Here is a 25,440-nt window from a genome sequence, read left to right as displayed (position 1 = left end):
CCGCGTTCAACGCAGGCTTGGTGTGCAGCATTATCGTTGTTGACTAGCTCAGCCGTTGGAACAGCCGTTACCCATGACCCGGTACTCAAGAATGTGACGCTGACCCTGGTGGTCTTCATAGATCATGTGCGCCGGCACCACTTCACATACATCGGCAGTCGGGGTCACGCTGATCACGTGGGCCACGTCCAGGTCAGTGGCGTAAGTGTACTGTTCAACCACCGGTTGGGCCTGTGCAACTTGAACGTCGTCAGCGGCGGCCACTGTCGCAATACCCATCAAAGCAAGTGCGATAAAACCTTTCATTTTTTTCAGACCTTAAAACAATCACGTATCACTGACTTCCATTGCCATGCTGGCGGGAGAAGTTGTTGCGCCTTTTAAGACGTGTGGCGCAACACGAAGTACCGTGCCCTGTTTCAATGTTTCAGCGAGGGATGAACATAGGATACCGAATCAATACATTGATTAAAGTCAAAAGAATGCCAAGAAGTATTGTTGGAATGGTAACAATGCTGTTTTTATTTTGTGCAAAAGAAAGCCCCCTCGTAAGAGGGGGCTTGGGGTCGCATCCGTGCGTGCAACCTTGGGCACGGCCTGTGTTTAGTGAGTGCTGCAACCGTCACCCATGACCTGGTATTCGACGGTGTGGCGTTGGCCTTGATGGTCTTCATAGGTCATTTGCGCCGGTACCACTTCGCACACTTTCGGGATGCTGGACATACTGATGACATTGGCAATGTCCAGCGTTGTTCCGTAGGAATAGTGTTCAACTGTCGGTTGCGAAGTGGGGGTTGTTTCACCGGCCAGGGCGGTGGTCGCTATGCCGGCCAGTAATAAAGCGATCAGATGTTTCATGTGAGTGGCCTCTAAAGTAATCAAATAGGAACAGTGACTGACTTCATGTGCCGTGCAGGCGGGTAGAAGTTACGCGCCCGAATAAGTAGTCAATGAGTGCGTACGAAGTTCCGTGTTTAAGTTTCAAGTGCGGTTCAGTGCATGTCGCCAAGTTTACGCCGTTTGAATGATTGAAAAAGACTTGATGGCAAAACGCTCTGTTACCGCTTGAGTAACAATGTAGTGACGTCGATCAGCGTTTCAAGGGCCTCGGCCTGATGCCGTGCTGGCATACTGGCCCGTCAGATTCAGGAGCCGGTCATCGTATGAATGTTGAATCCCCCATCACTGCCTGGGAACGGGCCATTGCACAGCACGGATTTGTCCAGGACCCTGCTCAGTGGCGTGCGGTGCAAGCGTTGCAGCATTGTCACGAACAACTAAGCCAAGGCATTGAGCCGGTCAGGGGCGTGTATTTATGGGGACCGGTGGGGCGCGGTAAAACCTGGCTGATGGATCAGTTCTACCAGAGTGTGTCGGTGCCAGCGCGACGCCAGCACTTTCACCATTTCATGCAATGGGTGCATCAGCGACTGTTTCAGCTCATTGGCACTCAGGACCCGCTCAAGGCACTGGCGCAAGGTTTGGCCCAAGAGGTGCGAGTGCTGTGTTTTGACGAGTTGTTTGTCAATGACATTGGTGACGCGATCATCCTGGGGCGCCTGTTTCAGGTGATGTTTGAGGAAGGTGTGGTGTTGGTGTGCACCTCCAATCAGCCACCGGAGCAGCTGTATGGCGAGGGTTTCAATCGCGACCGGTTTGCGCCGGCGATTACCGCGATTGTCAAACATATGGCCGTGGTGTCGGTAGACGGTGCTCAGGATCACCGATTGCATCCGGGGATTGCCGAGCAGCGTTATTGGCTGACGGCAGCGGGGCAACCGAGCGTGATGGGGCCGCTGTTCCAGCGTCTGACCCAAGGGCAGGTGGTGTCTGAGCAACCGATTGCTGTGGGGCATCGGGTATTGAAAACCCTGTCTGCCAGCGACACCGTGCTGTGGTGTACGTTTCACGAACTGTGCGAGCAGCCCCTGGCCGCCACTGAATTTATGCAGATGTGTGACCGGTACAGCGTCATCTTGCTCAGCGAGGTGCCATGCCTGAGTGCCGAACAGCGTGAAGGTAAAATCGCGCGGGGTACGGAAGATGGGGCGGTAAAAGTTGAGGCGGGCGACCGTGAACTGCCGCAACTGTCCAAATATGACGACAGCGTGCGGCGTTTCATTGCGCTGATCGATGAGTGTTACGACCGCAAGGTGGCGGTGTGCATTGAGGCGCAGGTGCCCATGGACCAGTTGTACACGCAGGGCTATCTGGCCTTTGCGTTCCGCCGTACCTTGAGTCGCTTGCAAGAGATGCAGTTGCAGAGGTTTGGCGTGCAGTAGGTGTTCTGTGTAGGTGCTGGCGAGGCACGAGGCTGCGACCGGGCGCTAAGCGGTCGTGAAGGTGATCATGGCGGCGTATCTGAAACACCGTGATCGTATGGCCTTACGACGGCGCTGGCGCCGATCACAGCCTCGCATTACTCGTCAGTGACTACCGGTCTGTTTAATCCCATGCAGGCGCAACGCTTTGCGGATCGGTCAGGCGATGCCCGCGGTCCAGGGCTGCAATCTGCTGCATGTCTTGCTCAGTCAAGCGCAGTTCGCACGCCTTGAGGTTGCTTTCAAGGTTTGCCCGCTGGGTAGAGGACGGAATCACCGAGTAGCCCAGTTGCATGGCCCACGCCAGTGTGACCTGTGCTGGCGTTGCGTTGTGACGCTTGGCAATGGCATTGATGACCGGATCTTTGAGCACTTCGCCGTAGGCCAAAGTCATGTACGAGGTGATATGAATGCCCTGGCTTTTGGCAAACTCGGCCACCTTGCGGTTTTGCAGGTACGGGTGCAACTCAATCTGGTTGGTGGCAATGTTTTCGGCACCCACCGCGCCAATGGCTTCTTTCATCAGCGCGATGGTGAAGTTGGACACACCGATTGCTTGGGTCAGGCCCTGTTGCTTGGCTTCCAGCAACGCCCCCATAAACTCGGCAACGGGCACTGCGTTGTTGGGCGATGGCCAGTGAATCAAGGTCAGGTCCAAATGGTCCGTGCGCAGTTTTTTCAGGCTTTCCTTGAGGCTGAGGATCAACGCGTCCTTGCTGAAGTGGCTGACCCAAATCTTGCTGGTGATGTACAGCTGATCACGGGCCACGCCGCTCTCGGCAATGGCCTGGCCCACGTCGGCTTCGTTCTCATAAATCTGTGCGGTATCCACGGCGCGGTAACCCAGTTCAAGGGCGTTTTTTACCGAGTCGATCACCACTTGGCCTTTTAGTCGAAATGTACCGAGGCCGAATGCTGGAACTGTCATGGATAACTCCTTGGGTGTCGTAAGAATGAGGCTGAGTATCCTCGGCCTGATACGTGGGAAAAACCCGGCATCAGACAAAGCACTCTTGACCACAGGTCATGAATCACTGAGTTCAGCGGGAGGGGAGAGTTCCTGAAATCTGGCTGTGGCTGCGGGGCTAAATTTGAGCGCGCAACAAACGTTCTAGCTTGGATACGCCTGCATTCAGGCTGGGACAGGTAGGACAATGACGATTTCTCGACGAGGGTTCATCGCGGGTTTAGCGATCACCGGCGCAGTGGCGCCAGCAGCGTTCTATGGGCATCGCGAGTTGACGCGGGTGGATGACCCGATCACGCCCGGCGAGGCGACGGTCGACCTGGCGGACACCGCCGGGCAGCAACTGGCGGATCAACTGCGGGGTGTGTGGACAATCCGTTTCGATGGCCGCGACGCAGGGCTTGAAGGCTTGCCTGCGGATGACCTGCAAGTGTGGCTGGATATTGCACCGCGTGGCCGTGGGGTGCGTGGCTTTCTGGACACCGCGCAGGTCTTGCACAGCGCGCAGACGCCGCGTTACCGCATCTTGGGTGATCTGGTCGAACCCGACGCCAAGCGGATGCATTGGCGTCTTACGCGCAGTGACGCGCCTCAGGGCCAGCCGGATTACGAATTCAGTTTCAGTCTTGATGAAGTGTGGGGCCTGTATGGCAACGCGGGCAGTGGCACGTTGAGTGGTCGGGTGCAGCGCCTGGATCGTGCGCTGGCATGGCCCGAGCTGGATAACCGTTTTGTCGCCGTCAAGCATACGTTTCCCGAAGCGCGTGAGCGCAATGGCCTGAATCCTGCGTTGTTGGCCTGGCTGGTGTCGCCCGAGCACCGCCTGTTTCACCAGCTCTGGCATGCTTCGCGCGATACCTGGCATGAACTGACGGAGGACAAGCGCAATGCCCTGCGCGGTATCGGCTGGCAACCCGGTCAGCGTGACAAGGAGCGGGACGCCCGGGGGCCGCGTAAAGACCGCAACGGTTCGGGGGTGGACTTCTTTTTTATGCACCGGCACATGCTGCGCACGGCGCGTTCCATGCAAGACCTGCCTTCGTGGCTGGCCTTTCCGTTGCCGCAACCAGAGCTTGTACGCGACCGGGCGGGTTTCGCCCGTTATTTTGATAACCATGACGGCAGTGCCTTGCCGCCGACCTGGCTGGCGGAAGGTGACGCGGTCTATACCCAATGGCTGAGTGATATCAAACAGCCCGAAACCTTTCACAGCAACTTCGAGGTGTGGGAATCGCGCTATCGCGACCCGCGTTACCTGTCGACATTGACCCTGGGCCAGTTTGGGTCAGAGGTGGAGTTGGGTTTGCACGACTGGCTGCACATGCGCTGGGCCTCGGTGCCACGCGATCCATCCAATGGCGCCCCGGTGCCTTTTGCGCGAGATCCGGCCGATTTTTCGGCGCGTTGGTATGTGCCTGAAAACGACTTTCTTGGCGACCCGTTTTCGTCGCATGTGAACCCGGTGTTCTGGAGTTTCCACGGCTGGATCGATGACCGCCTTGAAGACTGGTTTGCTGCTCACCAGCGCTTTCATCCCGGCGAGTTGACGCGTCAGGAGGTCAACGGCGTGCCCTGGTTTGCACCGGGGCGCTGGGTGGAAGTGGAGGATCCCTGGCTTGGGCCAATAACACATGGGTGCAGCACGACACCGGGGCTGGCGATGGGCAAAACGGTTGAAATGGACCCCGAAACCATGAAGCTGGCATTGCGTATTACCTTTGGCGATGAAAAGACCCTTGGCAATTTGTTGCGCAAAGTCCCGCGACGTCCTTGGTATGCGCGGCATTTGTCGGTCAAGGCGTAAGCGGTCTGACGGGGCCTATGTGTTGTTGTCGCGGCCTACCTGAGTGCGTGTCGATGTGGGCGGCGTGCGCTGAACGTCAGCAGAGAAAAACTACAGGCACTCAGGGTTAAACAAAGAGACCCCTATGTCGTTACATGGACGTTGGCCGATCAAATAAAAGTCGCCCTTGTAAACGCTCAGGCAGGGTGGCGAGAGATAAGCACCTATTGTCTTGCTGTAATACGGCGAAGTGCCTGCACTGTGTACCGCTTCAGTGACATAGCGCTTACTGACGTGCTTTTGCAAACCGTAAATAAGCAAACCGTTCCACACATTAAGCGCAGGAGAGCCAAAGGTGCCGGGTAACGAAGATTTGTAAGTTCTTTGCCACGTATTGTCACTGAATTCAAATATGTGCAATAAACCGTCCAGTCCTTCGATCGCGGCAGTGGGCTTGTCATTAAAGAGGCACAGAGCAGGACTTCCTGTTATTCGGAGGGTGGGACTCTGGATATTCTTTCCCCATGTGAAGTTTTCAAAGACTTTGTGAAAAAACTGCCCCTCTACTGTCCCTTGCAGTGCCAAATACAATGCTTGTTCATGGCTGACAACCGCGGGGGCATCGGCGGTTAAAAGATGGGGCACCAAAATAGTGGGTGACCATTGCAGGCCGGAATAGGCGAGGTAACGTATGCGCTGATCAGTGCCGGTGTAAAAACAGAACAAGTGATTGTCATAGACCGTCACTGCGGGTCGAAAGCGGCCAACCGCAGCGACGGTCAACTCATGCCTACTCTCTACCACGAGTTTGCTGTGCGCATTCTTGATCATCACCAAGTAACCCAGGCTTAAGACGTCGGGTTGTTTCTCTTTGATAAAGAAGACGTACAGTTTGTCGTGGAACTCAACCGTTGCAACGCCACTGGCAATCTGGGTGCCTTCAATTGGAAGAATCAGTTCCCAGGGCTCGCAGGGTATGTCCTCAACGGAAGTGCCTGTCTGCTTGTCATGAGGGACCGTTTGACCGGTGTGATGCGTTTGAGTGCTCATTTAAATCTCCATGCTGCATATTTTTAGGCGGGCGGTGTGTTGAGATGGAGTAAAAATACAACGCTGCATACGCAATGAAGATGTACATATTTATAAGGGTTCTGAAAGTAAGCATCGTCGGTCTGTATTCAATCGCGCCAACGGAAACGGGGGTGTTAAATCACATCGCTTGCCAACCGCCGCCTAGCGCTTTGTACAGTGCGATGCTGGCCTGCAACCGGGCCATGCGCAGTTGCACCTGTTGGTCCTGGGCCTGATACAGCGTGTTTTGTGTTTGCAGAACGGTCAGCAGCATTTCAGCCCCTGCCTTGTAGCGATTTTCGGCAATGTCGAAGGCTTGCTGTGCCTGTTTCAGCTCTTCGTCTTGCCACTGACGCTGCTGGTCCAGACCGTTGGCGCTGTTGAGGGCTTTTTCAACGTCGGCGAAGGCGTTGATGATGCTTGCCCGGTAGGTTTGCAGCAGCTCCTGTTGGCGAGCACTGGCTTTGTCGCGCTCGGCACTCAGGCGCCCGTTGTTGAAGAGGGGGGCGGTCAGCCCTGCCGTCAGGTTGTAAAACGGGCTGCGCAGCACATCGCTCAAACGGTCGGCACCCGAGCCGAGGCTGGCTCCCAGTGTCAAGCCCGGCAACATGGCGGCGCGGGCCACAATGACATCCGCGTGGGCGGCCGCCAGTTTGGCTTCGGCGCTGGCGATATCCGGGCGCCGGGTTAGCAGTTCACTGGGTAACCCGCTGCCGATGCTCGGCCAGTGCAGTTGGGCGAACGCGGTGTCGCCGAGAGTGAGTTGTTGCACAGGCTTACCCATTAGCACCGCGAGGGTGATGCGGGCCTCTTGCGCCTGTTGCTCAATGAGCGGCAGTTGGCGTTGCTGGCGGGCGACCAAGCTTTTTTGCTGGGCCAGCTCCAGCGCTGTCGCGGAGCCAGCGTCATAGCGCGTTTGCACCACGCCAAGCACACGTTGTGCATTGCTCAGGTTAAATCGGGCAATGCGCGACTGCTCGTCGAGCGCCAGGGTTTGCACGTAACTGTTGGCAACGCCGCTGAGCAAGGTCAGCTCAACCGTCGCGCGATCAAATTCGGAGGCTTGGAGTGCCTGTAGCGCGCTGTCACGCGCAGCCGCTTTGCCTCCCCAAAAATCGACTTCATAGCTGGCAGTCAAGCGGGCGTCAAAGTAATCGACGGCCTTTTTGTTGTCCGTGGCGTCCAGTTGGCTGTAGCCCTTGCCCCGTAACAGTTTTTCGCGATTGCCGCTGCCGCCCAGTTTTATTTCGGGCAGCAAGGGGGCCCCGGCGATCACGGCGCTGGCTTGAGCTTGTCGTACCCGTGCGACGGCGCCCGCCAGGTCATAACTGCCCACCTGAGCCTGGGCAATCAGGCGATCCAGTTCGGGGCTGCCAAATTGTTGCCACCATTGTTGCTGGGTCAGCGGGTTGGCGAGCGTGTGGGCTGACTGCCAGGTGGCGGGTAAAAGGACGTCGTGATCGTCGTGGGGGGGATTTTGGCTGCAAGCACCCAGCAACAGGCAGGCGGACAACAGGCTCAAAGACGGCTTCATCAATCGTTTATTCACTGGTAAGGGCCGTGACCGGGTCGAGCCGGGCAGCTTTGCGGGCCGGCATAAAGCCGAAAATGACGCCAGTCACCAGTGCGCAACCGAAGGCGCCCAGGACGGCTACCAACGAAAACGCCACGGCAACGTCGCACAGGTAAAGTACGGCGCCCACGATGAATGCCAGGCCGATGCCCGCTGCACCGCCCACGACCGATAGCATCAGGGCTTCAGTGAGGAATTGACGCAGAATGTCGCGCTGGCGCGCGCCAGTGGCCATGCGAATACCGATTTCACGGGTACGTTCGCGTACCGTCATGAGCATGATGTTCATCACCCCGATACCGCCCACCAACAATGAGATGGCGGCAATTGAGCCGAGCATCAGCGAGAGGGTGTTGCGGGTTTTGGCTTCGGCCTGGATCATCGCGGCGTTGTTGGTGATTTCGAAATCGCGTGTGCCGTGGTGCAGTTTGAGCATCAGTTGCTCAATGGCTTTTTCGGTTTGATTCACCTTGCTGGCATCGGCCGCGGCAATCACCACGTATTCCGGGTTATGGGTGCCAAACAGGCGCACGCTCGCCGAGGAGTAGGGCACCACGATGCGCGTGTCACTGTCGGAGTCGCCGGAGCTGGCGCCTTTCTCGGCCAGCACGCCGACTACGCGAAAGGGCACGTTCTCCAGCAGGATGTACTGGCCAATCGGGTTGGGTACGTTTTTGAGCACTTTCTCGCGCACTTTTTTACCGATCACCGCGACAGCGGCGGCAGCGTCTTCATCGGCCTGGGAGAAGAAACTGCCTTGCACCACGGGCCAGTTGAAGATCGCCGAGAAGTCGATGCCGTTACCGCCGGTGTACAGGGTGTGGTCTTCGTTGCCGAAGCGCACGCCGATCTCGGCGCCATTGATCGGCATGATCATTTTCACTTGCGGCAGGGTCGACAGCGCCGCCACGTCGCTGAGGGTGACAATGCCCAGCGGCGCTCTGGGGCGGGGCGACATGCCGCTGAGGTAAATGATGTTGGAGCCAAAGGCGCCCATTTCGGCCATCACCTGGCGTTTGCTGCCTTCGCCCACGGCCAGCATCACCACTACCGAGGCCACGCCAATGACAATACCGAGCAAGGTCAGGGCGGTGCGAAAGCGATTGATCCACATCACCCGCCAGGCCGCGTGTACGGCGTCTACCAGCTCGCCTTTCCAGGCGCCCCTGGCCTCGCTGCCTTCGCTCAGGCGTTGGCGAAAATCGATGGCCTGTAACGCTTTGGGGTTGTCGCTGGATGCTGGTGCGTCGTTGGCAGTGTCACTGATGACCTCGCCGTCGCGCACTTCGATGATGCGCTTGGCCCGTGCCGCCACCTCGCGGTCGTGGGTAATCAGGATCACCACATGGCCCTGGCTGGCCAGTTCATCGAGCAACGTCATGACTTCGGCGCCGCTGTGGCTGTCCAGGGCGCCGGTGGGTTCGTCGGCCAGGATGATGTGCCCGCCGTTCATCAAGGCGCGCGCAATGGACACGCGTTGTTGTTGGCCGCCAGACAGTTGGTGTGGGCGATTGGCCGTGCGCTCGGCCAGGCCCAGTCGGTCGAGCAGGGCGGCCGCGCGCGCGTGCCGCTCGGCGGCGGGCATACCGGCATAAATGGCCGGCATTTCGACGTTTTCCTGGGCTGAGGCCGACGGGATCAGGTGGTAGCCCTGAAACACAAAACCAAAGGCTTCGCGGCGCAGCCAGGCCAGTTCGTCGCAGTCCAGCCGGGCCACGTCTTCACCGGCAAACAGATAGCGTCCGGACGTGGGTCGGTCGAGGCAGCCGAGGATGTTCATCAGCGTCGATTTGCCCGAACCCGAGGCGCCGACGATGGCCACGAACTCGCCCGCGTGAATCGACAGGCTGACACCTTTGAGTACGTGGACTTCGGGGGTGTCGATGCCGCCGTAGACCTTGCGGATGTCGTGCAGGTCAATCAGGGGAGTGGCCATTTAGCCTCCCTTGCCGGTGGCTGGGCCGATCAGCAGGTGATCACCTTCGTTCAGCCCTTCGAGGATTTGCACGCGCAGGCGATCACTGATACCGGTGCGAATGTCGCGGGGTTCGACTTTGCCGTTTTTGGCGACAATGTGCGCCGTCTGACGATCGCTGTCGGTACTGCCTTGCAGGGCCACAATAGGTGCCAGCAGTACGTCTTTGGCCTGATCGGCCACGAAGAAGACCTGGGTGGTCATCTCGGGCATCAGCGCCTGATCGGTGTTGTCGACGTCTAGCAATACGGTGTACAGCACCACGCGCGCGCTGCCGCTCTTGCCTGAGCTGGCGGGGCTGCCGCCGCCCTGGCTGGCCTCGTTTAGCGGCTTGGGGGGCACCGGCAGAATTTGTCGCACGGTGCTGTTCCAGCGCCGGTTGCCACCACTCAAGGTGGTGAAGTAAGCCTGCATGCCGGGTTTGACGTGGCCGATGTCGGCTTCCGAGACCTCGGCCCAGACTGTCATCGGAGACAGTTTGGCAATGCGCAAAATCAACGGTGTTTGTTGTTGCGCGTTGAGGGTTTGGCCTTCGCGAGCGTCAATCGCCACCACGGTGCCGGCCATCGGCGCAAAAATGCGCGTGTAACCCAGCTCCGCTTCATCGCTGCGCAAGCTGGCCTGTGCCTGGCGAATCTGGGCCTGGAACATCTGGGTGCGGGCCTGAGTGGTGCGGACCTCGGCCTGTGCGCTTTGCACGTCTTCCTCGCGGGTGGCGCCGCCTTGGACCAGGTGTTGCTGGCGCCGGTATTTCTGTTCGGCCAGGTCGTGCAGGGCGCGCTGTTCTTGCAGTTGGGCCTTGAGGTTTTCAATGGCGAACCGGCTGGCATCGAGCTTGGCCGTCTGCGTGGAGGGGTCTATCTCGACCAGCAATTGGCCTTCTTTGACCTCGTTACCGACCTCGACATGGATCTTGTGAATTTGCCCCGAAGCCTGTGCCCCCACATCGACATATTGGCGCGGTTGTAATGTGCCGAGGGCCGTGACGCTGTTTTCGATGTCGCCACGGGTGACGGGGACGGTGTCATACGCGTCCCGACTGGGCGTGAGAAAAGGCCACGCAACGAGCGCGGCAACCAGCAGTAACGAGAGAGTAATCAGCAGTGCGCGGAGGGTCTGTCGGGGGCGTTTCATGCAGGGTTCCGGCCAATGAGATTCGGCCCGTCGTCATGTCATTGAGCCGAAATGCCCAACAGCTAACGCTGTCGGCGAGGCGACAGACACGGGGAGCTGTTGAGTAAACGAACGCTCAGGCGCGCAATTTAAGGCTGTGCAGGGCGGGCTGTTACTGAATATTTCCTGAGAGTTTGAACGGTCGGGCTTTAAATCTATATGAGAATTACTATAAATTACGTCTGCAAAAGTGCCATCATCATGCCGCTATGTCATACGGCCATGTTCTGCGCTCATGGAAAGTTACCGCGCCCCGCTGCGGTCAGGAGTCATGTTGGAAAACTACTATCGTGAATTGGTGAGCTTTTTGAGTGCCCGCATGGGCAATGCTCAGGCCGCTGAAGATGTGGTGCATGACGCGTATGTGCGGGTGCTGGAACGTTCCAGTGATGAGCCGATTGAGCAGCCGCGGGCGTTCTTGTACCGCACGGCGCTCAATCTGGTGATCGACGGTCATCGGCGCAATACCTTGCGTCAGGTTGAACCGTTGGAGGTGCTGGACACCGATGAGCGGTTTTTCTGCCCCTCTCCTCAAGCCACCATGGACCACGGTCAGCGCCTGGAGATGGTGCAGCGTGCGTTGAGCGAGTTACCTGAAGCCTGCCGTGACAGTTTTTTGTTGCGCAAGCTTGAGGGCCTGTCTCACCCCGAGATTGCCGAACGCCTCGGTGTGTCACGCAGTGTGGTGGAGAAGCACATCGTGAATGCCATGAAGCATTGCCGGTTTCGTATTCGGCAGTGGGATAACGCCTAAATTTTATTTCTGTAGCCTCGTTCCTACTCAACAGACGACCTGCTGTTCTGCCACAGAGCAATCAGGTCATGGGCTTTTTCTTCCCTCTGTTGAGGGGTAATCCAGAGGACACTGGAAATGACACAGGCAATCGCTTCGGCCGTCGTTCATGATCTGATCGGCATCGGTTTCGGGCCTTCCAATCTGGCCTTGGCCATCGCCCTGGAAGAGCGCGGACAGGTGCAAGGCCCGCTGGACGTGCTGTTTCTGGACAAACAGGCCGACTACCGTTGGCACGGCAACACGCTGGTGACCCAGAGCGAACTGCAAATCTCGTTCCTCAAAGACCTGGTGACGTTGCGCAATCCGACCAGCCCGTATTCTTTCGTCAATTACCTCAAGGCGCACGGGCGTCTGGTGGACTTCATCAACCTGGGTACTTTTTACCCGTGCCGCATGGAGTTCAACGATTACCTGCGCTGGGTGGCGTCGCACTTCGAAGCGCAAAGCCGTTACGGCGAAGAAGTGCTGGCCATCGAGCCGGTATTGCATCAGCAACAGGTTGAAGCGCTGCGCGTGATCTCGCGCGATGCTCAGGGCCAACAACACGTGCGCACGACCCGCTCGGTGGTGGTGAGTGCAGGCGGCACACCGCGAATTCCAGAGGCCTTCAACGCGCTCAAAGATGACAGCCGGGTATTCCACCACTCGCAGTACCTGGAACGTATGGCCAAACAGCCGTGTGTGAACGGTAAGCCAATGCGCATCGCGATCATTGGCGGCGGTCAGAGTGCCGCCGAAGCCTTCATTGACTTGAATGACAGCTTTCCGTCGGCGCAAGTGGACTTGATCCTGCGCGGCTCGGCGCTCAAACCGGCCGATGACAGTCCCTTCGTCAACGAAGTGTTTTCGCCGGAGTTCACTGACCTGGTGTACCAGCAAAACACCGCCGAGCGCGAACGGCTGATCAATGAGTACCAGAGCACCAACTATTCAGTGGTCGACATTGACCTGATCGAACGTATTTACGGGATTTTCTATCGTCAGAAAGTCTCGGGCATTGCCCGTCACGCGTTCCGCAGCCTGACCAGCATTGAAAGCGCGGTGGTTGACGCGCAGGGCATCAAGCTGGCGCTGCGCAACACCGCCAGCGGTGAGCTTAGCGAGCAGCATTACGATGCGGTGATTCTGGCCACAGGCTATGAGCGCCAGATGCATCGTCATTTGCTGGCACCTTTGGCCGAGTACTTGGGCGACTTTGAAGTGGGCCGCGATTACCGCATCGCCACCGACGCGCGCTGCAAGGCGGGCATCTATATGCAGGGCTTTTGCCAGGCCAGCCACGGCCTGAGCGACACGTTGCTGTCGGTGCTGCCGATCCGTGCCGAGGAAATTTGCGGGTCGCTGTACACCCACGATAAACACCGCACCAAGGGCCCCATCAACGCGGAGCAATTGCTGGCCACCGCCGTCTAAGGCTGAACCTGTCGCGAACCCACAATGGCCGCGTGTTGGCCTGCGACCCACGGCATCCCCAAAGCGCTTGCTTGATATTCAGGTAAGCGCTTTTTGGTTTCTGAACCCTTCCTGAAGAACCTTCTGATTCATCAAACGTAAGCCTTCCTACGGTTTACTCTCTAAAACGTCGGGCGTAAGCTGCCGGCGTTTTCATCAATAGCGGAGTCCCTCAGTGGGTACCAGTTCGAGTGACAGTAGTCGGCCGGTGTTAAAGACCGGCATCACCTCGGCAAGCTAACGCGCAGATTCCCCTGCCGTTTCTTGCTGATCAGCGAGAAACGGAGTCTTGATCGGGTCAGTGGTGACCTGAACCTCGAAACCTTCTCTTCGACACTGAAACCTGTGTGATCACAGCCTCTACGGCCGCGGATCGCATCAGGGCGCAGGTTCATGCCCCGCCTTTATGGCGCACGGCTTGCGCTCGTCTGTACCTGCTGCGCAACACCGCTGACACCACGTGTTAGGGGAATCACCATGGGCAACATTTTCAGACTCATCCACCGTCGTCATCATCGGCCTGCCTTACCGGGCTGCGTACGACTGCCTCACTAAAAATCACAGGCATTTGGCCTGTATCCGGGTTGTAACACCATGAATGACGGTTCGAGATTAAGGCCGTCTGGGTAAGCCCCCGCTGGGGGTGAGCGCAGGCGGCGCAGGAGTAGCACCATGAAACTCACCCTGAAAGAATTCTTCGCAGGTTTTCTGCGCACGCGTCACATCGGGCGGCACTTTCGTCGTCTGGCCGTTCTGGATGGCCTGAGCCATACCACGGTCAGCCGCGAAGTTCCCGCGACATTGGCGCAAACCCTGGTCGCTGCGGCCAACAGCGACAGCGCGGTACTGATCGACACGCTGGGCACCCACACCGATGGCCTGAGTGAAGTTGAAGCGCAAGCGCTGCGTCAGCAGCATGGGCTTAACGAGGTCGAGCGCGAACAGCCCCTGAGCCGCTGGGTGCACCTGTGGCACTGCTACAAAAACCCCTTCAACTTGCTGTTGACCTTGCTGGCGGCCGTGTCGTTGGCCACCGATGACATTCAGGCCGCGGTGGTGATTGGCACCATGGTGGTGTTGTCCACCGTGCTGCGATTTTGGCAGGAAGCCAAGTCGAATAAAGCAGCAGATGCGCTTAAGGCGATGGTCAGCAACACGGCCACGGTGATGCGTCGCGATTTCAGTGCCGATGCCGCGCCAATGTTTGGCAAGTTCTATGGCGCGTCGCTGAACATCAAAGGCGCGCAGCGCATCGAGCTGGCGATCAAGCAATTGGTGCCGGGTGATCTGATTGTGCTGTCTGCCGGTGACATGATTCCTGCCGATTGCCGGGTACTCAGCGCCAAGGACCTGTTTGTCAGCCAGGCAGCAATGACGGGCGAATCGATGCCCGTGGAAAAATTTGCGCACCAGACTGACCGCGACACCCGCAACCCGCTGGAGCTGGACAATATTGTGTTCATGGGCACCAACGTGGTGTCCGGGGCAGCCACGGCAGTGGTACTCACCACGGGTAACAACACCTACTTCGGGGCCTTGGCGCAACGAGTCGGGGCGACCGACCGCGGGCCGACTTCGTTCCAGACCGGGGTTAACAAAGTCAGCTGGTTGCTGATCCGTTTTATGTTTGTGATGGCGCCGCTGGTGCTGTTCATCAATGGTTTTACCAAGGGCGACTGGACAGAAGCACTGCTGTTCGCGCTGTCGGTGGCAGTGGGCTTGACCCCCGAAATGCTGCCTATGATCGTGACCTCGACCCTGGCCAAAGGCGCCGTATTTTTGTCGCGTAAAAAAGTCATCGTCAAACGGCTGGACGCGATCCAGAACTTTGGCGCGATGGATGTGCTGTGCACCGATAAAACCGGCACGCTGACCCAGGATAAAATCTTCCTTGCCCGGCACGTGGATGTGTGGGGGCAAGAGTCTGACGACGTGCTGGAAATGGCTTACCTCAATAGCTACTACCAGACCGGGTTGAAAAACCTGCTGGACGTGGCCGTGCTGGAGCACGTTGAGGTTCACCGTGAATTGAACGTGGGCACGGCGTTCAACAAGGTTGACGAAATTCCTTTCGACTTCACGCGCCGCAGGATGTCAGTGGTGGTGGCCGAGCAAGACCAGCCTCACGTATTGATTTGCAAAGGCGCTGTCGAAGAAGTGTTGTCGGTGTGCAACAGCGTGCGTCATGGCGAGTCTGAAGAGGCGCTGACGGATGAACTGTTGGCGCGGATTCGTAGCGTTACCGCGGCATTCAACGAAGAAGGCTTGCGCGTTGTGGGTGTCGCGGCGCGTTCCATGGCGCCAGGCCGTGACACTTACAGCCTGGCGGATGAACAGCAACTGACGCTGATCGGTTACGTGGCGTTTCTTGATCCGCCCAAAGAAAGCACGGCGCCCGCACTCAAGGCGTTGGCTGAGCACGGGATCGCGGTCAAAGTGCTGACGGGTGATAACGAGTTGGTAACGGCGAAAATTTGCCGCGAAGTGGGCCTGGATCAGCAGGGGCTGCTGATGGGCAATGACATTGAACGCATGAGCGATGCTGAGCTGGCGGTGGCAGTGGAAACCACCAATGTGTTCGCCAAGCTCACACCCACCCACAAAGAACGCATCGTGCGCTTGCTCAAAGCCAATGGCCATGTGGTTGGCTTCATGGGCGACGGGATCAACGATGCGCCCGCCTTGCGCACAGCGGACATTGGTATTTCGGTGGACAGTGCAGTGGACATCGCCAAGGAAGCGGCGGACATCATCTTGCTGGAAAAAAGCCTAATGGTGCTGGAGGAGGGCGTACTTGAAGGGCGTCGTACCTTCGCCAATATGCTCAAGTACATCAAGATGACCGCCAGTTCCAACTTCGGCAACGTGTTCTCGGTGTTGGTGGCCAGTGCGTTTATTCCGTTTTTGCCAATGCTGCCGATGCACCTGCTGGTGCAAAACCTGCTCTACGATGTGTCGCAGATCGCCATCCCGTTCGATAACGTCGATGAAGACATGCTGAAAAAACCACAGCGCTGGCAGCCTGCTGAAGTGGGGCGCTTCATGTTGTTCTTTGGCCCGATCAGCTCGATTTTCGATATTTTGACGTTTGGCCTGATGTGGTACGTGTTCCAGGCCAATACGCCTGAGCATCAAACCCTGTTCCAGTCCGGGTGGTTCGTGGTCGGCCTGCTGACGCAAACCCTGATTGTGCACATGATCCGTACGCCTAAAATTCCCTTCCTGCAAAGCCGCGCGGCGATGCCATTGATGGTGATGACGGGCGTGATCATGGCAGTAGGTATTTTTCTGCCGATGGGGCCATTGGCCAGCTACTTTAAACTGGAGGCGTTGCCACCGCTGTACTTCGTGTTTTTGCCGATGATCTTGCTGGCGTACATGGCCCTGACCCAAGCGGTGAAGGGGTTCTACATTCGTAAGTTTGGCTGGCAGTAAAGCAGGCGTGTGGCGTCGTTGGCGCCACCGCGTCAGCGACTGCGCATAGCGATCGAGTCAAGGATGAAATCATGCAAGCACTCAACAATATCAACCTCACCTCGCTGGTGGACACGCTGGTCAGCCTCAGTGCTGCCTTTATCCTTGGCGGCTTGATCGGTTTCGAGCGCCAGTATCGCCAACGTACCGCCGGGTTACGCACCAATGTGCTGGTGGCGGTGGGCGCGGCGATTTTTGTCGACATGGCCAACCGGCTGGGCGGCGCTGAAGGTGCGGTGCGGGTGGTGGCGTATGTGGTCTCAGGTATAGGTTTTTTAGGGGCCGGGGTGATCATGCGCGAAGAAGGCAATGTGCGCGGTCTCAACACGGCAGCCACGTTATGGGCGTCAGCGGCCGTTGGCGCCTGTGCAGGTGCAGACCTGATTCTGGAGGCGTTGCTGGGTACGTTATTCGTGTTGGCGGCCAACACCTTGCTGCGTCCCATCGTCAACAATATTAACCGTCAGCCACTGGACGTGATTTCGTCCGAAGTGACCTACATGGTGTACGTGATTGCGCGACGTCATCAGCAAAAGGCCGTGCTGGCCTTGCTCGAAGCAGAGTTGGAGCGCAGCAATTACCCGGCCCGGGATTTGGATGTGCATGCCTTTGGTCAGGATGAAGTCGAAATTGAAGGCACGCTGGTTGCAACCTCTGTGGACGGGGATGAGCTGGATGCGTTGATTGCCCGGATCTCGACCTCAACGTTGGTGGTTCAAGCTTTTTGGAGCCCGAGTACCACGGAATAATGCCGGTGTCGGCGTGGCCAGCTTAAGAAATACCCTACAAGCGTAGTCGAAATCACCCTTCATGCTCCTAGTGCTTAATTGGCGATTATCCTCGGCTGAATTTCACGCGGCCTTCAGAGGGGAGTTTTATTTGTTTCGGATATTTGAAAGAAATTTGTGGGAAATTTCCTATACTTCACTCGAGTGTCAATAAATCTGTCTTTTTGGGTTTCTGAAAAATCGTATCTATTCAAAACGGTGTTTAGCACGAAGTTTGCACCGGCGTTGATGCAATGGACTGAGGTACCTATGTATAAAGTTTTGATTGTCGATGATCATCCTTTGATCCGCTCTGTGATGAAGCTCGAGCTGGCAGCACAAAACTATGAGGTGGTAGGAGACGTCGGCACGGGCAGCGAAGCCATTCAATTTATTCGCAATCACCCGGTTGACCTCGTGATTCTGGACATTGGCCTGCCTGGCATTGATGGGCTGGATGTCCTTAATCGAATAAAAACCTACAAGCCCGAAGTTCGGGTTCTGGTGCTGACTTCTTACCAGGATTCGCATTTCTCGGCGCAATGTATGCGTGCCGGTGCCAATGGTTTTATTAACAAAACCAAGGGGATGGACGACGTTTTGCGGGGTGTCAAAGTCGTGATGGGGGGTTATAGCTTTTTTCCGAGTGTGGCGAGCAGTTCTGTTCGTAACAGTGATGGGAGTTTGAGTGAGCAGGTGTTGATTGAAGGTTTGTCCCCGCGTGAGCTCACTATTTTGCTGCATCTGGCGCAGGGGGTAAGTAATAAAAAGATTGCCGAAGACATGTCTTTGAGCAGTAAAACCATCAGTACGTATAAGACCCGCTTGAAGGTAAAGCTAAAGATTGATTCTGTGGTGCACTTGGCCGAGTTTGCCAAGCGTAACGGCCTGCTCTAAATGAAGGTATTTGTACGCCAATGTGTGATGGGGCTGTGCTTGATGAGCGTGTGCTGGTCAAGCGTCGCGGCGCAGGCATCGGTTCAGACCCTGCAATTGCTAGGCCGCTCCAACGTTGAAGATTACAGCGTGGTGCTTGAACCAGCGGACAAACAATGGCTGAGCCAAAAAGGTACGTTGCGCTTAGGCGTCTCTGCGCCCGATTACGCCCCCTTCGATGTAACGGCGGACGGGCAGTATTTTGAAGGTTTGACGGCGGACTATGCCGAGCTTGTTTCGGAGTTACTGAACGTTAGCGTCGAGGTCAAACGCTATCCTTCAAGGCCCGTGGCCATGGCGGCGCTCAAACAGGGCGAAGTGGATTTACTGGGCAGCGCCAACGACTTTGAAACGCAGGACCCAGCGCTGAAGTTAACCCGGGCCTACGCCGAAGACTCCCCGACGCTGGTTACCCGCACCAGTAACCGCAACAACTTGCCCTTTGACCTGGCGGGCAAGCGTGTGGCGTTACTGGATCACTATTTGCCGCCAGACAAAGTCAGGGCGTTTTACCCCCGAGCCACGTTGCAACTGTATCCCTCCACCCTGACGGCGATCGGTGCCGTGGCGTTTGGCCAAGCCGATGTGTATTTGGGTGATTTCATCAGCGCCAATTACCTGATCAACAAAAACTACTTGAACAATGTGCAGGTGGCGGATTTTTCACGTCTGGAGGTCACGCCCTTTTCCTTTGCTTTACGGCGCACCGACACTCGGTTACTGCGTGTGGTGAATGCGGCGATGGCGGCGATTCCTGCCAGTGAACGCATGACCATCCTGCGCCGCTGGAGTTCGGAAGGGCCCCAAATAACCAGCCATTGGCGGCTCAACCTCAGCGACAGTGAGCAGCATTGGCTCAACCAACATCCGCGCATTAAAGTGGCGATCAACGATCAATACCTGCCGCTGTCGTTCATTGATGAGCAAGGCGCATTTAAAGGCATCAGTGCCGATGTGCTGGCCCATATCAGCGCCCGAACCGGACTTGTATTCGAGGCGGTCAAAGCCCAGTCAGTCGAGGATCTGGCAGTGCTGGTGGCCAGTGGTAAAGCTGACATGATGGGGGCCTTTACACCCAGCGTCTCGCGTGAAAACCAATTGCGTTTCACCCGACCCTATCTCACCACCCCCTTTGTGTTGGTAACACCATTGAAAACGCAAAGCCCTGTTACGCTGGACCAGATGGCGGGTCAGCGGGTGGTGTTGGTGCGGGGTAATGTGCTGCGCGACTATGTGCAGCAACACTACCCGCAGGTTCAACTGCTGGAGGCCGAAAACGCATGGGATGCCATGAGTTGGGTGGCCCAGGGCAAGGCGGATGCGGCAATTAATGCGTTGGTCAGTGCCCGCTACATGATCTCGCTCCATTTCAGTGATCAATTGCATATCACCAGCACCGTGGGGACACAGCCGGGGCAGATTGGTTTTGCAACCTCGCACAACGCCCCACAATTAAGCGCCATTCTGGATAAAGCTCTGCTCAGCATCACCCCTGAGGAAATGGGCACTTTGACCAATCGCTGGCGAACCGCCACGCAAGCGGGCAACAGTTACTGGTTGCGTAACCGTGCCGCGATTGTGCAAGGCTTTGCGATTGCAGCGGCTTTGCTGTTGGTGGCGCTGGTGTGGATCGCTTATTTGCGCCGTGCGATCAGTAAACGCCAGCAGCTGTTAGACCAACTACAGGCAGCCAAGCAACGTGCAGACGAAGCCAATCGGGCTAAAACCACGTTTCTGGCCACGATGAGTCATGAAATTCGCACCCCCATGAATGCCGTGATCGGCATGCTTGAGCTGGCGATGAAAAAAGCCGACCAAGGGATACTGGACCGTTTTGCTATTGAGGTGGCATCAGGTTCGGCCCGTGAACTGCTGGAGCTAATCGGCGATATTCTGGACATCGCACGCATCGAGTCCGGGCATCTTTCATTAAGCCCCGAACGCGCCAACTTGCAGGCACTGGTTGAATCGGTAGTGCGTATGTTTGATGGGCTGGCGCGGCAAAAACACCTGAGTTTGGTGAGTACATTGACCTTTGAGGTGCCTGACTCAGATGTGCTGATTGATCCTTTGCGCTTTAAACAGATTATTTCCAATTTAGTGGGCAATGCGATCAAGTTTACTGATCGGGGTGAAGTACGCATTGAGTTGCACGTGGGTGCAGGTCACGCGCCCACTCATCGTTCGGTGCGCGTGCGTGTGCAGGACACCGGCATGGGGATTTCACAGGAGGATCAGGCGCGTTTGTTCAGCCCGTTTATTCAGGCCAGCAATAACACCCAATCGGCACGCAGTGGCTCTGGCCTGGGGTTGGTCATTTGTCGAACGCTCTGCGAGATGATGGGAGGCACCTTGCGGCTGGACAGCGTGGAGGGTGTGGGTACACAGGTTGAGATGGCAGTGCAGGTGCCTGTTCTTGAGCCTGAGAGCATCAAAGTGGCGCCAGAACCTGAGGCTGAGCAACAACACAGCGCGCTAAACGTACTGGTGGTGGACGACTACCCCGCGAACCGCATGCTGCTGGTACAGCAAATGAGCTATCTGGGGCACAGCGTAGTGGATGTTGAAAATGGTGCGCTTGGACTTCAAGCCTGGCACGCCAGGTCTTTTGATGTGGTGATCACCGATTGCAATATGCCGGTTATGAATGGCTACGAATTAACGCGCTCGATACGCGAGCAAGAGCGCTTGCTCGGCTCAGAACCCTGCCTGATTCTTGGCTTTACGGCTAACGCTCAACCCGAAGAAGTTGATCGCTGCCTGGCTGCCGGGATGGACAGCTGCCTGTTTAAACCCATCAGTCTCAAGGACCTGGATGATTGCCTGGCTGGAGTGGTACCAGCCGGGCCGATTTATGAGCCTGTACAGGGGGCTAAAGAGCTGGATCTGAGTTATCTCAAGCAGATGAGCCAAGGTGATGAAAGCCTGGTTAGAAAAATGCTGGACGAACTGGCCATTAGTAATCGCAAGGATATTGGGCGTCTGCTGGCTTTTTTTGTCAGCGATGATCGTCAAGGCCTCATGGAACTGGCACATGGGATCAAAGGCGGCGCCATGCTCATTGATGCCCAGGTGTTGGTTGAATCTTGTGAACAATTGGAAGTTGCGTGTGCATCGACCCCGGCGTTAGCGCTGACCGACTATGTCAATAAACTCCACCAGAGTATGGAGCGCCTTGAGGCGTTGCTTGAAGCCTACGCCGACAGCGATGAATTGCGGGCCTGAGGCGGTGAGCGGCCTCTTGAAATCCATACGTTTGTACTTATCTAGCTGTGGCGTGTGGCTGTCCACAGAGGTGGATTGTTTGAATTTTCGATGAAACATAATTTGAAGACGGTTCAACGCAAATGCCGACTAAATCATTACGAATCTTGATCGCCGATGCCGAGCGAACAGAGGCTTTAAAGATAGAGAAGGCGCTTAACGGCTTGGGCTATTACCGCATTGCACCCTTGGAGCGTGTTGAAGCGTTATTGGGGTTGTGCGATGCAGAGGTGGATGCTTTTGACGTATTGCTCATCAGTCAAGACTTGGCAAATGCAGCGGGGTTGGATCAGGCGCAGTTGCGCACAGACCACTCACAGTTCAGGCATGTGCACATCTACACCCATGCGGCCCTGCTGGCAGGTGAGATCGAGACGCTGATGAAGTCCGTCGATGTATCTGCTCAGGCACCTGATTGAGACTTGAATACGCGCCCTGGGCCACGTTAATGTCCGGGGCTGTTATCAGCAGTCTCAATGAGGAGAAGTGGTATGTCGGACATCGTTGTGGTGCAGGCAGACTATTCAAACCCCGTTCATGCACAGGCCCTCAGGGATGTGCTGAATCATTACGCCAAGGATCCTATGGGTGGCGGTGAAGCACTCTCGGCGCAGGTGCTGGACGCTTTGCCGGCTGAACTGGCCAAGCGTGCGCATGCCTTTAGCGTGCTCGCGTTTGTCGATGATGTGGCGGCAGGGTTGGTCAACTGTTTTGAAGGGTTTTCTACGTTTGCTGGCAAGCCATTGGTTAACGTTCACGACGTGTCGGTGGTGGATACGTTTCGGGGTTTGGGCTTGAGCCACAAAATGTTGGAAAAGGTTGAAGACATCGCCCGTGAGCGCGGTTGCTGCAAAATCACCCTTGAAGTGCTAGAAGGCAACCCGGTGGCGCAGGGTGCCTATCGCAAGTTTGGTTTCAGTGATGGCCAGCTGGACCCGGCCTACGGACACATGCTGTTCTGGAATAAATACCTGTAAGGCACGTCGTGGTGGCAGCGGTTACAGGTGATAAATGCAGTTCTTGTAGGCATTGACGAGTAACGCGCGGCTACGCGCGGCGACAGCGTCGTAACGCCTTCAACCTGGGTGTGCCAGACACTGCGCGGTGATCGGGTTTACGACCGCTTCGCGGCCGATCGCAGCCTCGTGCCTCGGCAGCGACTACAGGTGATAAATGCAGTTTTTGTAGGCGTTGACGAGTAACGCGAGGCTACGCGCGGCGACAGCGTGGTCGTAAAGCCTTCAACCTGGGTGTGCCAGACACGGCGCGGTGATCGGGTTTACGGCCGCTTCGCGGACGATCGCAGCCTCGTGCCTCGGCAGCGACTACAGGTGATAAATGCAGTTCTTGTAGGCGTTGACGAGTAACGCGAGGCTACGCGCGGCGACAGCGTCGTCGTAACGCCTTCAACCGGGGTGTGCCAGACACGGCGCGGTGATTGGTTTTACGACCGCTTCGCGGCCGATCGCAGCCTCGTCCCTCGGCAGCGACTACAGGAGCTTCCATTCAAGGCCCAGGCTGACGGTGCGTGGATCTCCCCAGAACACGCCGTTATAGAAACCAACGTTGTCGTAGTATTTCTGATCCAGCAGGTTTTTAACGTTCAACGTAGCCGATACATGGGGGTCGAATTCGTAGCGGGCCATCAGGTCGACGAGGGTGTAGGACTTCTGAGTAATATTTTCCTTCACGGTGATGTGTTCGCCATCGGCGTCTTTTTCGCCTGTCGGGCGCCAGGCACCGCGGAATATGTCGCTCTGCCAGTTCACGGCGGCGCCCACGGTCATGGCCTTCCAGTTGCCTGGCAGGCGATAGCTGCTGGCAAGCTTGACCATGTTCAAGGGTGATGTGCTGTTCATGCGGTTGCCGTCACCGTCCCGTGAGTGGGTGTAGGTGTAACCCGCCATCATGTTCCAGTCGCGCATGATTTCACCGGCCAGCTCTACTTCAAAGCCATTGACCTTGTTGCCTTTGCCAGCGGATTTGTAATATTCCTCACCGTTAGGGCCTCGGGGTACGGAGTCGTCGATGACGGGCACGTTGTCTTGTTTGCTCCAAAACACGGCACTGGAGAGGTTCAGGCGCTCATCCATAAAGCTGCCTTTAATGCCCACTTCATAGTTACTGCCGACCACCGGTTCCAGGTAGGTCTTGTTGACCGTTTTCTCGTCAGAGGGATTGAAAATATCGGTGTAGCTCACGTAAGTCGTGAAGTGTTCGGTGAAGTCATACAGCAGCCCCGCATAAGGGGTGAGCATGTCGTTGTGTTGCTGGGTAACCTTAGTGGCTTGAGTCAGTTGGTAGGTATTTTCGTCATATTCCTTGCTGCTGTTCGAGCTTTTCCAACTGCCATAGCGTGTTCCCAGTACGGCATGCCAGTCATCCGTCAGGTTAAAGCGCGTGGCCAGGTAACCCGCTTTTTGCTTGATGATGTCTCGGCTGCCCTCACGCCCGGTGTCGATGTCATTGAACTTGGGCACGCTGCCCAAATCGCTCCAGTCAGGGATCACCCCATAGTTATCGGGATTACGCTCGATTAACCAGGGTGAGGTGTTGTCGTTTTTGGCTTGCCCATAACCGAGCATCAGATCGTGGTCGCGCCCGAACAGCGGGTATGTACCTGAGACATTGATGTCGACGGCCGTCATGTATTCGTCGCCGGTCATATGCTTGCTGTTGGCGAGCATTCCGCTGCGGTCAGCGTTGGGGAAGCCCGCACTGGCGTTGTACACAGAACCGTCTGAATCGCTGGTGCGATAGGTGTAGGCCGCTTTAAGTCGCCAGTCATAGAACAACCGCTGGTCGAGGGTGGCAAACGCGGTTTTATCCTTCATGGGCCATGAGCTCCACGGAGCAACCCAGTTGGTGGAGCGGCCCAGATGGGCTTTTTCGCCTGTGCCCGTCCAATACGGAAGCGTACCCCATGTGGTGCCTTTTACTTGCTTGTCTTGATAGTCATAACCCACGGCGACGGTGGTGTCGTCTGTCAGGTCGGCTTCCAGAATTCCGTAAGCCACTTCGCGCTTGAGGGCGTAGTTGTCGCGAAAAGATTTGCTGTCGCGGTAAGCCAAAACGGTACGCCCGCGCAAGCGACCGTCAAATGCCAGCGGGCCACCCACATCCACGAAGCTGTAATAGTCGTCGTAACTGCCGCCGCTAACGCCGACCTTGGCTTCAAGTTCGTGGGTGGGGCGTTTGCGGATCATGTTGATGGTGCCCGAAGGATCGCCAGCGCCGGTAGTCAGGCCGGTGGCGCCACGGATGACTTCGATGCGGTCGTAGATGATGGTGTCGGCGTCAGATTTCATGAAGCTGAAGGTGTTGAGCATTCCGTCAATCTGGAAGTTACGGAGGGTGTAACCGCGCGATGAATAGCTGACCCGGTCCGAGTCGTTGTGCTGCACCACCACGCCGGTGGTGTGGCGCATGGCTTCGGTCAGGGTATTGAGGTTGAAATCGTCCATTTCCTGGCGGGTGACCACCGAAATAGACTGAGGTGTTTCGCGAATACTCAGGTTGAGTTTGGTCGCAGTACTTGTTGAGCCGGTGGTGTAGGCGCCGGTGTTCTCAGTCGTTGCGCCCAGTCCTTGGGCCGTGATGCGGGTGCTGTCGAGCTCCAGTGAACGGGCGCTTTTTTGGCTTTCATCCTTGATCTCGGTGTCTGCCCACAGGTGCGGGCTGAGTGTACTGCTGAGCAGGCCGAGGGTTAACGTCATCGAACGGGTAGTGGGCGCGTACATCGCTGCCGGCTCCTTGTCATTGTTGTGAAGTTGCTTAGTGCTTCAAACGAATGGCAAGGCTGGGAATTACATAATCGAGAACGATTCTTGTTTCTGGGTGTTTCTTTGGGGAACTTAAAAGCGGCGGAGCGGTGGGCACTCCGCCGTT

Annotated in this window: 18 protein-coding genes; 10 read left to right on the top strand and 8 right to left on the bottom strand. The window is 56.8% G+C overall.

Annotation, left to right across the window (positions count from 1 at the left end; translation table 11 throughout):
- Positions 1-48 precede the first annotated feature (48 nt).
- Together GYN01_RS16260 and GYN01_RS16255 are read right to left on the bottom strand one after the other, a co-directional pair.
- The gene (locus GYN01_RS16260) at positions 49-306 is read right to left on the bottom strand and encodes a DUF2790 domain-containing protein (protein ID WP_048399689.1); all 258 of its coding nucleotides are present in this window, start codon (positions 304-306) and stop codon (positions 49-51) included.
- A 297-nt stretch (positions 307-603) separates the two neighbouring features.
- Entirely contained in the window at positions 604-858 is a 255-nt protein-coding gene (locus tag GYN01_RS16255; RefSeq protein ID WP_048363645.1) for a DUF2790 domain-containing protein, read from the bottom strand.
- 305 nt (positions 859-1,163) lie between these two features.
- Between GYN01_RS16255 and zapE the strand changes: the two genes are divergently transcribed.
- Positions 1,164-2,282 carry a cell division protein ZapE gene (gene zapE / locus GYN01_RS16250; RefSeq protein ID WP_048399686.1) on the top strand — a complete coding sequence of 373 codons (1,119 nt, stop codon included), beginning with the start codon at positions 1,164-1,166 and terminating at the stop codon, positions 2,280-2,282.
- Positions 2,283-2,445: 163 nt separating this feature from the next.
- Here the strand turns inward: zapE and dkgB are convergent, their stop codons facing one another.
- A complete protein-coding gene (gene dkgB, locus GYN01_RS16245) occupies positions 2,446-3,249 on the bottom strand; it encodes a 2,5-didehydrogluconate reductase DkgB (RefSeq protein ID WP_048399684.1) in 804 nt (267 codons plus the stop codon).
- A 226-nt stretch (positions 3,250-3,475) separates the two neighbouring features.
- Between dkgB and pvdP the strand changes: the two genes are divergently transcribed.
- Positions 3,476-5,092, top strand: a complete 1,617-nt coding sequence (gene pvdP / locus GYN01_RS16240; protein ID WP_048399682.1) for a pyoverdine maturation tyrosinase PvdP — start codon at positions 3,476-3,478, stop codon at positions 5,090-5,092.
- A 90-nt stretch (positions 5,093-5,182) separates the two neighbouring features.
- Here pvdP and GYN01_RS16235 read toward each other — a convergent pair whose 3' ends face one another.
- From GYN01_RS16235 to GYN01_RS16220, 4 genes are all read right to left on the bottom strand, one after another.
- Complete coding sequence (locus GYN01_RS16235; protein WP_048399680.1) at positions 5,183-6,121, bottom strand: hypothetical protein; 939 nt, start codon at positions 6,119-6,121, stop codon at positions 5,183-5,185.
- 160 nt (positions 6,122-6,281) lie between these two features.
- A complete protein-coding gene (locus tag GYN01_RS16230; RefSeq protein WP_203307456.1) occupies positions 6,282-7,676 on the bottom strand; it encodes an efflux transporter outer membrane subunit in 1,395 nt (464 codons plus the stop codon).
- 7 nt (positions 7,677-7,683) lie between these two features.
- Positions 7,684-9,651: a MacB family efflux pump subunit gene (locus GYN01_RS16225; protein ID WP_203307455.1), complete on the bottom strand. Its 1,968-nt coding sequence runs from the start codon at positions 9,649-9,651 to the stop codon at positions 7,684-7,686.
- Positions 9,652-10,824, bottom strand: a complete 1,173-nt coding sequence (locus tag GYN01_RS16220) for an efflux RND transporter periplasmic adaptor subunit (protein ID WP_048399674.1) — start codon at positions 10,822-10,824, stop codon at positions 9,652-9,654.
- Positions 10,825-11,134: 310 nt separating this feature from the next.
- On the opposite strand from GYN01_RS16220, the gene GYN01_RS16215 reads away from it, so the two are divergent.
- From GYN01_RS16215 to GYN01_RS16180, 8 genes are all read left to right on the top strand, one after another.
- Positions 11,135-11,617, top strand: a complete 483-nt coding sequence (locus GYN01_RS16215; RefSeq protein WP_173426968.1) for a sigma-70 family RNA polymerase sigma factor — start codon at positions 11,135-11,137, stop codon at positions 11,615-11,617.
- Between the two features lie 117 nt (positions 11,618-11,734).
- Positions 11,735-13,072 carry a lysine N(6)-hydroxylase/L-ornithine N(5)-oxygenase family protein gene (locus tag GYN01_RS16210; protein ID WP_203307454.1) on the top strand — a complete coding sequence of 446 codons (1,338 nt, stop codon included), beginning with the start codon at positions 11,735-11,737 and terminating at the stop codon, positions 13,070-13,072.
- Positions 13,073-13,783: 711 nt separating this feature from the next.
- On the top strand, positions 13,784-16,546 hold the full coding sequence (gene mgtA, locus GYN01_RS16205) for a magnesium-translocating P-type ATPase (protein WP_048399671.1): 2,763 nt from the start codon (positions 13,784-13,786) through the stop codon (positions 16,544-16,546).
- Positions 16,547-16,617: 71 nt separating this feature from the next.
- Positions 16,618-17,334 (top strand): MgtC/SapB family protein, encoded by a 717-nt coding sequence (locus tag GYN01_RS16200; RefSeq protein WP_048363655.1) that lies wholly within the window; start codon positions 16,618-16,620, stop codon positions 17,332-17,334.
- Between the two features lie 288 nt (positions 17,335-17,622).
- On the top strand, positions 17,623-18,249 hold the full coding sequence (locus GYN01_RS16195; RefSeq protein ID WP_048399669.1) for a response regulator transcription factor: 627 nt from the start codon (positions 17,623-17,625) through the stop codon (positions 18,247-18,249).
- Positions 18,250-21,513, top strand: a complete 3,264-nt coding sequence (locus GYN01_RS16190) for a transporter substrate-binding domain-containing protein (RefSeq protein ID WP_203307453.1) — start codon at positions 18,250-18,252, stop codon at positions 21,511-21,513.
- 122 nt (positions 21,514-21,635) lie between these two features.
- Positions 21,636-21,971 (top strand): ANTAR domain-containing protein, encoded by a 336-nt coding sequence (locus GYN01_RS16185; RefSeq protein WP_048363658.1) that lies wholly within the window; start codon positions 21,636-21,638, stop codon positions 21,969-21,971.
- Between the two features lie 72 nt (positions 21,972-22,043).
- Positions 22,044-22,529 (top strand): GNAT family N-acetyltransferase, encoded by a 486-nt coding sequence (locus GYN01_RS16180; RefSeq protein ID WP_048363659.1) that lies wholly within the window; start codon positions 22,044-22,046, stop codon positions 22,527-22,529.
- A 513-nt stretch (positions 22,530-23,042) separates the two neighbouring features.
- Here the strand turns inward: GYN01_RS16180 and GYN01_RS16175 are convergent.
- Complete coding sequence (locus tag GYN01_RS16175) at positions 23,043-25,292, bottom strand: TonB-dependent siderophore receptor (RefSeq protein ID WP_203307452.1); 2,250 nt, start codon at positions 25,290-25,292, stop codon at positions 23,043-23,045.
- Between the last annotated feature and the right edge of the window lie 148 nt (positions 25,293-25,440).

This window comes from Pseudomonas weihenstephanensis (assembly GCF_016812185.1).
In the GTDB taxonomy this organism is placed as follows: Bacteria; Pseudomonadota; Gammaproteobacteria; order Pseudomonadales; family Pseudomonadaceae; genus Aquipseudomonas; species Aquipseudomonas weihenstephanensis.
This window is presented reverse-complemented; position numbering and strand designations above follow the sequence as displayed.